Genomic DNA, 16,660 nt, shown 5'->3' on the forward strand with positions numbered 1-16,660 from the left:
GTCAGAGGGCACCTTCCAGCTCGGCCGGCCCCCGGCGATCACGACCACGCGCTTCGCGGCGCTTGGCCGCGCGTGCATTTGCGTCATCTTCCAGCACGACCCCTGAACTGGCCTGCACCTGGGCAAGATGCGTTGCCAAGTCGGCTACCGTGACGTGGGTGAACAAGTCCGCGACATTCAACTCGCCGGTGACCTGCGCGCTGATGCGGCCGAACATCTGCACGATCAATACGGAATTACCTCCCAGCGCAAAGAAGTTGTCGTGCCGACCGACGCGATCCAGCCCCAGCAGTTCGCGCCAGATTGCAGCGACCTGCTGCTCCAGCGCCCCTTGAGGAGCCTGGAAATCGCGTACGGCATGCATGTCCCGGCCCGGTGCGGGCAAGGCAGATCGGTCGATCTTGTTGTTGCCGTTCAGCGGCATGGTGTCGAGCAGGATGTAGCCGCGCGGCGCCATGTACTCGGGAAGGCGATGACGAATATGCGCATCCAACTGGCGCGAGAGCGCCTTTTCTGCATCAGGCTTATTGGCCGATTGCCAACTTGCCTTTTGCTCGGCGCGGATGGCGCCGCCGACAAGGCTGTGCAGCAATACGAGGTTCCGCAGGCACGGCAGGGCGTCATGCAACTCCCGTGTGCGCTGGTGGCCGATCGCACAGAAACCAACCAACGCCCGTGCGCCGCGGGCCATCAGTTCTCCCGCCTGTCGCCCGGCAGCATGCATGGCCTCCCGGTCAGCCTGATTGGCAAGCATGAAAACCACGAATCCGGACTGGTCGTATACCGCCTGGTTATCGCCTGCAAAGGCTTCTCGCAACGCTAGATCGGCCTCGCCCTGCATGATGCCCAGACTACGGGCTCGAGCGTCCAACCGATACATGCCTGGCTGCAGCCCTTCCACCCCTCCGGCTTTGACATAGATCCAGAGCTGGCAATGGGGATGCTCGGCCACACACAGCACATCGGCGAATTCGGACAAGCCCAGGGACCGCGGTGCGTACTCGCGAAAGCTCTGGCGATCCAATGGCGATAGCAGGAAGCGCGGCGGCAGATCGGAATCGGGCAGTCGGACTGCGTTCGGCACGCTCATTTCCGGTTCGCACCCCTCGGAGAGCGTTGCCGCGGCGATCACCGCCATCGCCACCTGCGTGCGGCTCAACCCCAGTTGCTGGCGAATCGCCTCCTGCTCGGACACAGTAACGGCCTGTCCTGACCAAGAGAGCCCGACCGACGCCGCTCCGGCGGTCAGCAAGCGATCGATGTAACCGCATTCCAACGCGCAGAAATGGGGCGCCAGCGAACCATATAGCGGTTCGATCGCCGCCGAGTCGGCAACCAAAACCACCCGGAAGATCTCGGCCTGCGGATCCACGTCGGATACCAGCACCAGTTCGTGCCGGTCCGGCTCGTAGTAGTAGTGGCCCGGCGCCAATGCCTGCCCGATGCCCACCTGCAGGTAGACCTGAACCGGATACAAGCTGCCCGCGGACGGATAGAAGTATTTTGGCAACGGCGTCCCAGGTTGCGCGATCGCACGTACACCCGTCAATACGCTCGACAACTGCTCCAGACTAATCGGCGAAACCGTTCCGACCTTGGGAGTGGCCATCGCCAGATCCAGTCGCTCGTCGCCATGCAGACTCACGCGCGGCGCGTCGGCGGGCGTGCGGCGCAAACCGTGGCGCGCGAACTTAAACAAGAGACGGTCGATCGGGTCCTCGATAAAGTCGGTTCCCGCCTCTGCCGGTTGCTGGCCATCGGCTTGGAAATCCGCTGCGCTGCGCGCGGCATCGGCCGCTAGCTCGCGCACTTTGCCCGATGCCGGCACGACATAGGCAAACAGGCCACGACCGGGGCCGTCGCCTTTCACCGCGACGGCAACCTCACGAACCGCCGGATGCTCGCCCAGGTGCGATTCGATTTCGGCCAACTCGATGCGGTGGCCCTGCACCTTGACTTGGTTGTCGACGCGCCCCAGGAACTCGATCCATCCCTCCGGGCGGATTCGCCCGAGGTCGCCGGTGCGATAAAGGCGTTCGCCGCTTTCCGGATGCCTGATAAACGCAGCCTCGGTCCTAGCGAGATCTCCCCAGTAGCCTTGGGCCAGCCCGACACCGCCAATGTAGAGGTCGCCCGCCACCCACTCCGGACAATGCTCGCCTTGCCGATTCAGTACGTGGATGTGCTGGTTCAGCATCGGCCTTCCGTACGGAATGCTGCGCCAGGATGGTTCCACCCGATCGATCTCGTGCAAGATCGACCAGATGGACGCTTCGGTCGCACCGCCCAGCGACACGATATGGATTGACGGTCCGCGCGCACGTAGCCGTTCCGGTAATGCCAGCGGAATCCAGTCGCCGCTCATCATGACCAGTCGCAGCGAACCCAGGCCCGCACCGGCACCAGTGTCCAAATAATCGACGAGCATCTGGATGAAAGACGGCACTGCGTTAATCAGTGTGATCCGGTGCTCATCGAGCAACGCTGCCCACCGTTGGGGATCGCGGGTCTGCTCATCGCTGGGCAATACGACCGTACCACCCACCGCCAAAAGCCCGAACAGGTCATACACGCTCAAGTCGAAGCTGAGCGAGGACAATCCCAACGCCCGATCGCTGGCGCATACCTGAAATCGCCGGTTGATGTCGACAATGGTGTTGAATGCGCCGCGATGATCGATCATCACCCCCTTGGGAACACCGGTCGAACCGGAGGTAAAAATCACATACGCGAGATCGGTATCGCGCAATTGCGGATGTGCTTCGAACGGTTGATCCACAATCGCCGAACCGGCCAGGACCGGCAAGCGGATCACGCCGGGAAGAGACTCTACCGGAGCGTCGAGTTGCACCAGTGAAATGCGCACGCGGCCCTGCTCCAGCAGTTGCGCACGCCGTGCCGCCGGCAAACTGGCATCGATCGGCAGATAGGCGCCGCCGGCCATGGTGATTGCAAGCGCGGCGACGACCTGCTCCCAGCCCTTGCGCATCTCGACGGCGACCAGTTCGTTTGGGCCGACCCCGCGATCGCGCAGGTTTCTCGACAGGACACTGGCTTCCGCACTCAATTGCCCGTAGCTCAAAGTCCGCCGGGCGTCTACCACCGCGGGGGCATCGGGCGTGCGTGCGGCCTGGTCAAGAATAGGCTCATAGAGCTTGCCGGTCGGCACCGGTGCATCGGTCTCGTTGTAGTGCCGCCAAGCTTCAAGCTGTCGTCCGGGCAGCCGAACCGGCCGTTGGCTTTGCCACAGTTCCTGATGCTTGGCCAGATCGCCGAGCAATCGCTCGTAACTGGCGAACATGTCATCCAGCAGGCCTGTCGGGAATAAGGCTTCGACGGCATCCCAATGGAAATGCAGGTCACCGGCGCGTTCCTCGACCACGTGGTCGATCCATACTTGCGAGGTCTGCGTGATCGCGTAGTCGGGCTGGCTAACTGCCGCTCCATTGCCGTCGTCATCCAGCGGCAGAATGGAGGTGAAAACCACCGGCATGCCAGCAACCCGACCTTGCTGCTGGCGTGTCAGCTCGCGCAGCACTTCGACACCGGAGAAACTGCGGTGCTCCAGATCTCGCCAGAGCTGGTTCTGGCAGCGTACGGCACGCGTCGCAAAGTCGGTGGCGTCTCCCGTTTCGACTTCCAAAAGGGTCAGCGAGGTGAAATCGCCTACCAGGTGTTCGACGTCCGGATGCAGCGGTTGACGATTGAATAGAGTGAGATTGAGGCTGAAGCGCGGCTCCGTGCTGAAGCGCCCCAGGACTTCCGCGTAAGCGGCCAGCAGTAGCGCAGAGGGTGTGACCCGCAGCTCGCGGGCCCGCTGTCGCAAGACCTGCCAGGCATGCTTTGCCAGCACCGACTGTCGACGCACGAACTGCGGCTTGGTGATTTCGGAAGGATCACGCGCGAAAGGCAACTGTGGCGGCCCCGGGAAACGGGCCAGGCGTTCGGTCCAGTAGTTCCTGGCAGCCTCGTATCGCGCACCCATGCGGCTTTGCCGCTCGGCCAGCACATAGTCGCGGAATGTGATGTCGAGCGCCGGCAGCTCGCGGATGCGCCCTTGTTCGATAAGGCCGTACTCAGCTTCGAGCAAGCCGAAACTGCGCGCGTCGGCGATCAATGCATCGATACTGGTGTGCAAGCGAAAGCGATCAATGCCGATTCGGCTGACGCGAATCTCGAACATCGGCCAGTGCTGGGGGTCGAACACTTGATGCGACATCCGCTCCCGGATCGCCAGCAAACGCTCGCTCGCCGCCGCCTCCTCGAGGCAGGAAAGGTCTTCGACCTCGATCCGGTAGGGCGGCACCTCAGGCAGCACACGTTGCATACCGTCGATCGACACCACCGCGCGCAGCATGTCATGCCGACCAATCAGCACATTCCAGATTCGGTTGACCTGGTCCGGGTCGAAGCTCGAAAGCTCCTGTTCGGTATAGATGTGCGTGGCCGTATTGCCGAGTTCGAAGCTGGCTGCACGACCCGCCCAGTAGGCATGCTGGACGTCCGTCAGCGGAAAGGAAAGGAAGCGCTCTGCTGCATTGGCGTCAAGTACCGGCGCCAATGAATCCGCCGGCGCGGCATTGCACTCGCTGTCGAAATGCCCAGCGAGTGCTTCGACCGTGGCTGTCGACATCAACGATTCCATACGGAGGTCGCGGCCCATGTCCTGACGCACACGCTCGATCATCTGGGCCGCGGTCAGCGAATGGCCTCCGGCTTGGAAGAAGTCGTCATCGATCCCGATGTCGTCGTGGCCGAGCACATCCCGCCAAATCCGTAGCAACCGCTCTTCGGTTTCCGTGCGCGGAGCACGTACCGTGCGTGCATCCGTCGAACTGGTGACGGTTCGCAATGCCTGGTCGTCGATCTTGCCGGCGGGATTGCGCGGCAAGGTCGCCAACTGCCGACATTCGCCAGGCACCAAATAGGCTGGCAGATTCTTCCGCAGTGCCGATTGCACGACCTCGGGCACGGGTGTGCCCACGTAAAACGCCAAAAGGCGCTGGGTATCCGAGGACAACAGCACACGAGCCGACAATACGCCCGACTGGTTCAACATGGCCGCCTCGATTTCCGCAGGCTCGATGCGGAAACCACGCAGTTTCACTTGACGGTCCGCACGCCCAAGGAACTCCAGACGTCCTTCCTCGCCGTAGCGGCCGAGGTCGCCGGAGTGATAGATGCGTTCGCCCGGCGTGGGTGAAAAAGGGTTTGGCCGGAAGGCGTCCGCAGTCCGACGCGGATCGCCAAGATACCCTCGCGCCAAACCTTCAGAGGCGATCAGCATCTCTCCCGGCATCCCCTGCGGAACAGGCCAGCCGTAGAGGTCGGTCACGTACACCGCGGCCCGGTCGATGGGCCGACCCAGGTCGGGAAGCCCCTCCCCGCCACGCTCCACTTCGCCGCAGGTGGCCAGGACGGTCGCCTCGGTTGGACCGTATAGATTGCTGAGCGGCACGCCTACGTCCAGACGCTTGCGTAGGCGGTCACCACCCGTCGCCAAACCCTTCAGGCCCGGCACCTGTTGCCAGGCTCCAGGCGCAATGGCCTCCAGCACAGGCGTGATCACGAAGGCCCAGGTTACGCCGTGCTCGGCGGCGAAACGCGGCAGTGACTCGGGCAGCGCAGAGATCTCGCCCGGCACGAACACCACCCGTCCGCCGGCGGACAGGACAGGCCAGAGTTCGATGATGCTGGCATCGAACGTGATGCTGCCGCTCTGCAGCGTCACGGTACCTGCATCCAGAGCCGAGTGGCTGATTTGCCAGCCCACGTAATGCGCAAGCGCGCTATGGCTGATCATCACGCCTTTCGGGCGGCCAGCGGACCCGGAGGTGAAGATCACATACGCGAGCTGGTCTTCGTGCAACGGTGCAGCGGCGTCGAGTCGTTCCAGCGGAACGTGCCGATCGAGCATATGCGGGGCAAACGCCATCAGGCCAGAAGACGAGAGCATCTCGCCCAGGTCGCTGTCAACAGCATCGACGATGGCCACGCGCGCACCGCTGTCCTTCACGATGCCGGCCAGCCGCTCGAACGAAAGCTCGCTGGAAAGCGGCGCAAACGCAGCCCCCGCCGACCAGACGGCTAGACAGGCACAGACGAAATCAGCGCCCCGATGCATCGGCAACAGCACAACGTGATCGGAGCCCACACCCTGCTCGCGCAAGGCCGCACCCCAGTGGCGCGCCCGCTTCAGCAGTTCGCCATGGGTGATCTCATGCTCCCGGTCGCGCAGAGCCACGGCTTGCGGTTGCGACTGGGCAACGAGCTGCAATTGTTCGAGTACGTTGCGGACGGGCCTTGGCTCGCTCCTGCCCTGGCTGAGATGAAGCGCCTCCGCGCGCGTGGCTTCGCCGCACAGGCGCTGCGCGCCCAGCGCGGTGAGTGGCGATGCCGTCCAGCGATCCAGCAGGCCAAGATAGGCTTCGGCCATGCGTCGCACGCTGGCCGAACCGAAACGCTTCGGGTCGAAGGTCCACAGGCAGTGGAGCGCATCGCCCTGCTCGACGATCGATAGCGCCAGGTGATGGGTGGCGCCGCGGCGGCCCGTGCTGGATCCCTGCAGGTATGCGCTGAACACCGAATCGGCCTGCAAGGTACCCGCGACTTTGTTCCAGTTGAAGACCACGTCGAAGAAGGGGCTGTGCCCGGCCTCACGCCGACGGGCGAACCGCTCTACTTGTACCTCATAGGGAAGGTGCTGCAGCGATAGCACTTCATTGAGGCGGTGCTTGGTCCCGTGTAGGTTGCCTGCCAGATCCGCGTCGCCGTTCAATTCGGCCACGAATGGCATGAGATTGACCAGATTGGCGACCAAGGATTCGCATCCGGGACGATCGCGTCCGGAAGTCGGAATACCAAGGCGCAGGCGGTTCTTGCGGGCGATGCGGGCAAGCACCCCCGCAAACATGGTCAGCATGACCGTGTAGGGTGTAACACCGCACTGCCTGGCCACGCCGCGGACGCGTGCGACAATCTCGGGGTCCATCGCCACCTGCAAGGTTTCGCCTGCCTCGGTTCTCGTGCTCGCATGCGGATGATCGGCCGGCAGGCTTAGCTGCGCTTCGCTGTCACTAAGCCATTCCCCGAGGCGGGCGTACTGTGATTCGATCTCGGGGGCTGCCAACTGAGCCCGTTCCTGCTCGATGAACTCCCGCAACCCCATACCAGCAGGTCTTGCCACCGCCTCGTGCCGGCCGACCAGCCGATACGCCGCATCGATCTGGGCCAGCAACACTCCAGCGGCATAGAAATCCACCGCGATGTGATGAATCACAAACAGGAACTGCGTTGCCTGGCCGGCCTGGCTTGTCAACGCAAAGCGGCAAGGCAGATCCCGCTCCAACTCGAATGGCCGATCGATCCAGTCGGCAAGCATGGTTTCGGCCGCTGCGGCAGCGTCGGGCAGCGCCAGGCGGCACAAGTTGATGTCGGGCTCGGCATCCACGAATTGCGCCGGAAGACCGTCGTCGCCTACCCGGAAACGGCAACGCAGCCCTGGATGCTGCAATACCACTTCCTTCAACGCACGCTCGAACCGTTCCAGATCGCAATCGGCACGCAGCTCCAGCAAACCGTTGACGTGGTACGAGGCGCTCTTGGGCGATGCCCTGTAGGCATTCCATATCGGCAATTGCGCCTGGCTCAAAGCCAGACCTGCGCTGCTGTCCGGGTTAACCGCCAGAAACTGCAGCACTTCGAGCTTGCGTGCCTTGAGTTCGTCCATTAGTTCCGGGGTCAACGCGGCCTGCGGGCCGCGTACCCGCAAACGTTCGCCCTCGGCCCAGATTTCGACGCCCTTGGCGGCAAGCGTGGTGACAAACGCGGTGACCGTCATAGTTCGACCTCAATAGTGCTGACAACAGCGGCACTCGCTGCCGCAGGTGCGGACGACGTTCCGGCAGCGGTGCCGGCGGCAGTGAGTTGTCGCAAAAGATAGATGGCCAATTCGCGCAGACTGGGTATTTCGAGCAATGTGGCGGCTTCCAGATGGATGCCCAATTCCCGATCCAGGCGGCGGCGGATCTCGATCGCAAGCAGCGAATCCATGCCCAGCGCGACAGGCGCGAGTTCGACATCGATGGTGCTGCCATGCTGTGCCGTCACAGCGGCGAATACATCAACGCAGTAGCGCAGGCACGCCTCGTTCGCGTCGGCCAGCGTTTCCCGGGAAGCCAGGGCGTGGCGAAGCGCTCGGAGTGAATCCGGGCTATTGTGCGGCCTCGGCGATGGGACATCGTTGATAGGCAACTGCGACAGCAGACACGGCGGCACGGCATTGGCAAAGCGCTCCCAGTCGAAGTCGACCATCAGGCGCACGCCGCTCTGACCGCCTTGGATCAGCGTTCCCAGGCTGGCCAGGGCCTGATCCGGCAGCAGCGGCCGAATGCCCATGGCATGCGCGCGATCATGGAATTCGCTGCCCAGGCGCGCAGCCATGCCAGCTTCTGCCCAGGGGCCGAACGCCACCGACAATGCGCAAAGGTGCCGGCCACCTTGGGCTACCGTCATCGCTTCCATGGCGGCGTTGGCAGCGCCATAGGTGCTTTGCCCCGGCACGCCCAGGTGGGCTGACATCGATGAAAAACTGACGAATAACGCTGCCCCATTCGACTTGGCGATATCGAGCAGAGTTCGCGTGCCCTGGCACTTTGCCGCAAGCATCGCGCGAACTCGCTTTTCGTTCAGGGTCGAGAGCAGCCCGTCGTCGGTGATGCCTGCGGCGTGAAAGATGCCGGACAAGGACGGCATCCCGGCCAGCGCAGTGAGGAGCTGCTCACGCACGTGAGTCTCGCCTATGTCGGCGACCTCGATGCGCAGCTCGGCACCAAGCGCATGGGCATGTGCGCGTAACTGTTCGGGCAAGCTACGTCCACTGCGCCCACACAACAACAGGTGGCGGGCACCGTGATCGAGTAGCCAATGGCAGAGACGCAGCCCGATGCCGCCGAACGCGCCGCTTATCAGATAGGTGCGATTGGGCTCTGCCTGCCATTCCCCGAGTTGTTGCGATAGTGGCGTGGCAGCCAAGCTCAGGCCCCGGACTCCGTCGGTCCTGACGCTCAGACGGCCAAAGTCCATATGCGCCAGTGCGACAACGACGCCTTCGACCGTGCGTTCGTCCAAGCCATCCGGCAGATCGAGCACTTGCCAGCAAATCTCCGGGTATTCGTGCAGCAAGGCACGCGATAGGCCGAGCCGGGCAGCCAGCAAAGCATCGGCTTCCGCTGCGCGTGGACTGGCGTGCGGCAAAAGGATCACAACGCGGCGAAGCTGCGCGATGTTCCCGCCGAGCAAGGCTTGCAATTCGGTGAATGTCCCGACCAACGCGTCGTCCATCGGGCCGGAAGCCGTGATCGGATCGCAAACCAGAATCAAGCTCTCGATGGCGGCATCCGTCAGGCTTGTTTCCCCAGCGCGAATCGAGGCCCAGTGGGATACCGAAGGTACCCCGCGTGAGGCCAAATGCGCCACGAGCTGCGCGACGCCGCCGCCCGCTCCTGCCACGACCGTGGCCCCCAGTTCGGAAATCGAGCGGGAAGGCGAAGCCACGAAAGGCAATTCCCGCCATCGATATACACGTGGCTGCACAACCTCCTTCGCATCGCCGTGCAGGGCGTTGCGTCGAGCCCGACGGGCGCGAAAGCGCTCCACACCGAGCAGCAATCGCCCCCGTTCATCGAAAAGCGCGGCGCCACCGCTGGCCTGTCCCACGTCGGCCTTGGTGGAATCGTCCAACCAAGCACGGCAATACAGGCGTTGGCCTTCGGGAACGGGGGCGTACAACGTGAGCGATTGCACCGAGAACGGCACGAAGATCCATTCGCTCCCGGCCGGTTCGTTGCTCTGCATCCGTTCACCGATGGCATGGAAGCAGGAATCGATCAGGCCAGGATAAATGGGGTAGTCGGCCCAGGGCTCCGGCAGCACCGGCGCACGCAAGGCCCATAAGCTCTGCTGATCCGGCAGCAGCCAGCCCGTGTCGAGCCATTGGAATGAATCGCCGAGGTGATAGCCCAGGGCTTGCATGTCGCGGTACAGATTTGGGCCAAACAGGCTCGGGGAGGTATCAGGTAACGGCATGCCGCCGTACTCGCCGGGCAAGGCCGGCCAACGCAAGCGTGCACTGAAGTGGCGAACCGGCGTCGCCGGCGGCTCGTCGACGACCTGCGTCCAGGACTCTGCCTGCCAGGCATCGCCGGCCGGGCTCAAGGCAATCTGCCAACGGCACTGCTCGCCGATCAGTGTGCGCGCCTGCTCGAAGGCCAGATCGTCGAGCTGCACGCATTGCGTCGGCCATTCTTGGAGGGCGGCGCGCAGCACCGCGGCAACATGCGACGCTCCTGCGAGCAGCACTTCGCCAAAAATCCGATGGTCTCGGACATGCGCCGGTACTGACGCGTCCACAGCTTGTTCATAGACCGCGCCATTCTCTGCCAGCAAGGACAGGCGTCGCAAACCGGAGTCGGCCGCGGATCGGTTCGCGTTTCCGACTCGAGGCCAGTACCGCTGACGTTCGAACGGATAGCTCGGTAGCGCCACGCGGCGCATTCCGGCGGCGCGAGGCCAGGCGACCGGCAAGCCTTGCAGCCATTCCGAAGCCAGTCGTTGCCAAGGCTCGGAAAGACCCGTCAGCAGGCCAAGCGTCTGCATCGGCTTTGGCGTCCCGGTACCGCGTCGCCGCCTTTTCTCCCGCGAAATCAAAGCATGGGCATGTTCGTGGCCGTCAGCTACCGCGAGCAGCGCCTCGACCAGTCGGCCACGTGACGACACCGCCACCAGCAGGCGCCAGTCGCCCAGGTCGCTTCGCGCTGTATGGACGCTGGCGCAAATTGCCTGTAGGTAGATGTCGTCGCTCAGCGCGTCGATGGCCCTTGCCATCTCTCCGGCATAGGCGCGCAACTCTGCGTCCGAACGGGCGGACAGCACGAACGGCAGGACTGCGGAGCCCCCGCTGGGCGGACCCACTGCATCCAATGCATCGTGGCTGCCAATCAGCACATGTGCGTTGGTGCCGCTGAATCCAAACGAACTGACACCTGCGACCAGCTTCCCCTGTCCGCTCCATGGTTCGACATCGGCGCAGACGCGCACACGCTCGGAATCCAGCTCGATCCTTGGGTTCAGGGCACGGAAATGCACGCTTGGCACCAATATCCGCCGTTCAAGCATCAGCAGCACCTTGATGACGCCCGCGATGCCCGCCGCCGCTTCAAGATGGCCCAGGTTCGATTTGACAGACCCGACCAGCAATGGCGCTTTGCGCTGGTCCGAACTCCCATAGACGGCAGCCAGCGCATGCATCTCGATGGGGTCGCCCAATGGAGTCCCCGTGCCGTGTGCCTCCACGTAGGACACCGTGTCGGGAGACAACCTGGCATCGGCCAGGGCGGCACGCAGAACCCGTTGCTGCGCCGTACCGTTGGGCGCTGTCAGGCTGCTGCTGCGGCCGTCCTGGTTGACCGCCGAGCCATGTATGACCCCCAATATCGGATCGCCATCGCGCTCGGCCTCTTCGAGGCGGCGAAGCACCAACATTCCACAGCCTTCGCCGCGTGCATAACCATCGGCCTCGGCGTCGAAGGACTTGCAACGCCCGCTCGGACTAAGCATCTTGCTTTTGCACAGCATGACAAAGCTTTCGGGCTTCAGTGCCAGATTGACGCCGCCGGCCAACGCAAACCCGCAATCGCCCCGTCGCAATGCCCCGATGGCTTCGTGGATTGCCACCAGGGATGACGAGCATGCGGTATCGATGGCCATGCATGGGCCTTCGAAGTCGAAGGTGAAGGAAACGCGGCCTGCGATGGCATTGAGCGCATTGCCGGTTGGTACGTGCCCCATGAACTCGTTGACCGAAGCGTCCTGCATCAACAAGTCGGCGTATTCGTTGCTGCCAACGCCAACGAAGACTCCGGTCGAGCGCATCGAATCGTCATCCGGGTGCCAGCCAGCCCGCTCAATGGCTGCCCAGGCGGTTTCCAGCACCAATCGCTGCTGCGGGTCCATGCAGAGGGCTTCTCGCGGTGAGATCCCGAAGAATGGCGCCGCGAAGAGCTCGACGTCATCGATCAAGCCAGCGCTCATCGAATAGGCGTGATTTGGAGTGTCCGGGTCGGCATGATGGAAACGGTGCGCGCGCAGACGCGCAGGCATATCGTCGATCGCGCAGCGCGCCTCCTTCAGCAATGCCCAGAACGATTCGGGGTCATTGGCGCCGCCAGGAAACCTGCACGCCACGCCGACCACTGCGATCGACCCCTCGCGCACATCTTCGGTGGCGTCCCGACCCTGCTCCGGTCGGTCGCCGCTCAACAGATCGGTCAGCGCTCGCGCCATGGCCTTGGGCGTGCCGTGGTCGAACACGAAGGTGCTTGCCAAGGCCAGACCGAACGCTGCCGACAGGTGATCGCGCAGTTCGATGGCAAGCAAGGAATCCACCCCCAACTGCTGCACCGATGTGCCGATGCCGATCTCGACGGCATCCGGCAAACGCAGCACTGCACGAAGCGTTCGCTCCAGCAGATCCCAGAGACGGTTTTGGAATTGCTCGGGCGACAATGTGCGCCATGCTTCAGTCGCCACCGCAGGCTCATCGCCCGCACTGGCCGGCACAAGTCCACCAAAGACCGGCCGCCCCCTGCGTGCTTGCATCGCGGCGAGGAATCGCGGCAGATCCAGTTCGCAACTGGTCAAGACAGCGCGCTCTCCGCGCAAGGCGGCATCTAGCAGGCTCAGCGCTGCCATCCTGGATAGGGGCAACAGACCGATCCGAGCCAGTTGCTCCGCGCGCGCGCCATCGACCATGCCGGCGCCTAGCACCGGGCCCAGCCGCAGCGCAGCGCATGGCAGGCCCTGCAATCGCGCCCAGCCGATCCAGGATTCCAGCCAGGCGTTTGCAGCGGCGTAATGCAGACTGCCCTGCCCGCCCCAGAGCGCCGACATCGACGTGATCGCCACCAGAAAATCCAGCCGTGACCAAGGCAACTGCGACGCCAGCGCCTGCAAACCGTCAACCTTGGCCGACAGCATTCGCTCTAACCGCGCCTCGTCCAGGTCGGCCAGTTCGCAGAAATCCTCGATGCCTGCCGCATGGACCAACCCGCGCAGCTTGGTACCCGAGGCAAGCATCAGTGCCCGCACTCCCGACGCATCCGTAATGTCCAGCGCCGGCGCATCGAGGGCGATACCGCGCGCGCGCCATGCTTGCAGCAGATGCCCGACGCGTTCATCGCAGCCACGTTCGCCACGCCGGCTGATCAGCACCAGATTGCGCGCGCCGCGTTCGATGAGGGCCGATGCCAATGCCAACCCCAGGTCACCCAGCCCGCCGGTAACCCAATAGCAGGCATCCGGATCGAGCGCTTCGAGTTGTCCGGTTGCCAGTCGTTCGACCGCTATCCGCCGGACCCGGCGCACACGGCCCTGCCAGAAGATCTGGTCTTCGCCGGCTTGCGTACGCAGTTCCTGCAGAATCGCATCGGCATGGTCGTGATCCGCTTGCGCCACGGTAATGGCCGCGCCCCAGCATTTCTGCATCTCCGTCGCCGCAACCTGCAGCATGGCCTGGTTCATGCTTGGGGGCGCGATATCGGGATCGTCGCTCACGCGTACCGACCAAAATCGGATGCCGCGACGCAGAGCCGTCTGCATGGCTCGCAGCAAGGGGCCTGTGCAAGCCACCGAATCATCCAGATAGACGACATCCGTGCTGTCGGCCTGCTCGAGCAGATCTTCCCAGATGTCGGGCAGCTCGATTTGCAGCGGGGTCAAGGGGTGTTCTGCTCCACCCTGCAACAACGGCAACCAGGCGGCCAGGTCGCCCTTGCTGCCCAACACCGCGATACGCTGCTCCTGGGCCACGATGGCTTCCGGCAGAGCATGTTCCCGCCAGACCGCGTTATAGCCCGTACTCTGCAGATTGCCGCGCGTTGGTACTTTCGGGCTCCCAGCGATCCAGTAGCTCTGACGCTGGAACGGATAAGTTGGCGCCCAGACCGGCAACACGGAACTGGAATTGATTGCCTTCCAATCCAGATTGCAACCAAGCGCATACAGTCCGGCCAGCGTGCGATGCGTATCCAGCGTATCGGCCGCCCCCTTGCGGAGCGACACGTACGACGCCATACCGCCGGTGCCCGGGCAACGACGCAACATGGCTGTCAGCGTGCCTTGCGGGCCAATCTCCAGAGTGGCGTCCACGCCTTCGGCGCACAAGGTCGAGACCGAATCGGCAAACCGGACCGGTTGCGAAACGTGCCGCACCCAATAATCGGCGCAGCTCATCGTCCCCTCTTCGCGTCGACCAGTCAGCGTCGAAACGATGGGCCATTGCGCCGCGTGGTAGGTCACTCCCTCCGCGACGTCCGCAAAGGCCGAGAGCATCGGCCGCATCATCGGCGAATGAAAGGCATGCGAAACGTTCAACGCCTGCACCTGGACACCGGTGGACCGCAAGGACTCCTGCCATGCAGAAACGGCTTCCGGTTCGCCCGAGATGACGGTGTTGGCCGGGCCGTTGAAGGCGGCGATGGACAGTTTGCCCTGCCACGGCTCGATCTGCGCGCGGGTCAGCGGCGCCAGCACAGCAGCCATTGCGCCTGGGGCGCAGCATTCATCCATCAGGCGACCGCGAGCCGCAATGAGCCGGGCAGCATCTTCGAGGCTGAAGACTCCGGCCAGACAAGCAACCGCGAATTCGCCCACGCTGTGGCCGACCAGCACATCGGGCTGCAACCCCATGCCTAGCCAGAACTTGCCGAGCGCATATTGCAACGCAAACAAGGCCGGCTGGGTATAACGGGTATCGTCGAGGCTCGTGCTGCCGCCATCGAACAGGAGGTCTCGAACCGCCATGCCCAGATGCGGTTGCAAGGCCAGGCCGGCCTCGTCAAGTGCGGCCCGGAAGCGGGGCTCGTCGTCGTACAGCACCCGTCCCATGCCCGCATACTGCGAGCCCTGGCCTGTAAAAAGCCACGCCAGCTTGCGGGTTTGCCCGGCCTCTACCTCGCCTTGCGCCAACCACTCGCTGTCGCCCCCCTCCGTAAACGCCCGCAGTGCCGACACCGACTCGTCGCCATGGCGATGGACGAAAGCAAGGCGATGCTCGAAGTCGGCCCGGCCGAGATTCAAGGTTCGCGCGAGTTGTGGATTGCTCGCCTCGGCATTAGCCAAGAATGCCGCCAAGCGCGCGGCCGAATCGCGCAGCGCCGCCTTCGTGCGAGCGCTGAGCTTGAGTACGGTCGCCGCCTTGGGGTGCTCCACATGGACGGCAGCGGCCTGGGCAACCTGTTCGATGATCACATGGGCATTGGTGCCGCTGATGCCGAACGCATTGACCGCAGCGCGCCGCAACTGGCCGGTGGTCGGCCAGGGCATCGTCGCAAGTGGTACCTGGATGCAGGAGCTTTGCCAATCGAAATGCGGATTCGGCTCTTGTAAGTGCAGGTGCGCCGGGACATATCCATACGTGACGGCCAACGCCGCTTTCAGGACACCCATCAAGCCTGCCGCGGCCTCCATGTGTCCAAAATTTGTCTTTGCCGAACCAACCAGCAAAGGACGTCCACGATGGTTGCCGTAGACCGCCTCGATCGCATTCAGCTCGATCGGGTCGCCCAGGGGCGTACCTGTGCCGTGCGCTTCGATCAGGTCGATGTCTCCAGCCTGCAATGCCGCGTCATTCAACGCGGCCAGAAGCACTTGTTCCTGCGCTGGTCCATTGGGAACCGTCAAGCCGCCGCTTGCGCCATCGTGGTTAACGGCCGAGCCGCGAACGATCGCAAGCATGCGATCGTTCCGCCGCGCTGCCTGGTCGGCTGTCCGCAGCACCAGCGTGATGCAACCGTCACTGCGGCCAAAACCGTCAGCGCCTGCGTCGAAAGTCTTGCAGATGCCATCCGGCGAGAGCATGCGCCCCTCGCATTCAGCCAGCGTCATCTTGGCTGTGATCTGCAGGTTCACCGCCGCAACGATGGCCATCTCGCACTCGCCGCGCGCCAGCGCCTTGCAGGCCAAATGCAGCGCTACCAGACCCGAGGAGCAGGCAGTGTCGACTGTCAGCGTCGGCCCGTGGACGCCAAATACATAAGCCAGCCGCCCCGAGGCCACGCTGGCAGACGTACCCGGTCCGGTGCAGAAGTCTGCGTAATCCTGGTTCATCATGCCGACGAACACGCCGCAAGACTGGCCGAGCAGGCTAGTCGGAGCGATGCTGGCGTTTTCCAGCGCCTCCCACGTCGTCTCCAGCAGCAGGCGCTGCTGCGGATCGATCTGTTCCGCCTCACGCCCGGAAATGTTGAAAAAGGCGGGATCGAACTGATCGATTCCCGGGATGAAAGAGCCGTGTCGCGTGTAGACCGTGCCTGGAGTACCGGGCTCGGCGGTGAACAGGGCAGCGGCGTCCCATCGATCGATCGGCACCTCGGACACTGCGCACCGGCCTTGTCGCAGAAACGTCCAGAGCGACTCGGGTGAATCGATGCCTCCAGGCGCGCGCACGCCGGCACCAACGATCGCCACCGGCACACCGGTCGGCGATTCCAGTTCCTGGATGCGCTGTTTCAGCTCCGTTATCTTCAGCAGAGCCTGCTTGATCGTCGACTGAGTGCCGGCGTTCGCCACCTGAGCAGCCTGCACATCGGTTTCCTTCACCACC

2 protein-coding genes are annotated in these 16,660 nt (G+C 63.7%); both read right to left on the reverse strand.

Features of this window, described 5'->3' with window-relative positions; translation table 11 throughout:
* Position 1: 1 nt before the first annotated feature.
* Positions 2-7,840 carry a non-ribosomal peptide synthetase gene (locus ASG87_RS11415; protein WP_056004970.1) on the reverse strand — a complete coding sequence of 2,613 codons (7,839 nt, stop codon included), beginning with the start codon at positions 7,838-7,840 and terminating at the stop codon, positions 2-4.
* Positions 7,837-16,659 carry a type I polyketide synthase gene (locus tag ASG87_RS11420; RefSeq protein WP_162258359.1) on the reverse strand — a complete coding sequence of 2,941 codons (8,823 nt, stop codon included), beginning with the start codon at positions 16,657-16,659 and terminating at the stop codon, positions 7,837-7,839. Before ASG87_RS11420 ends, ASG87_RS11415 begins: the two co-directional genes overlap by 4 nt.
* Between the last annotated feature and the right edge of the window lies 1 nt (position 16,660).

This window comes from Frateuria sp. Soil773, assembly GCF_001428405.1.
Classification (GTDB): Bacteria; Pseudomonadota; Gammaproteobacteria; order Xanthomonadales; family Rhodanobacteraceae; genus LMSL01.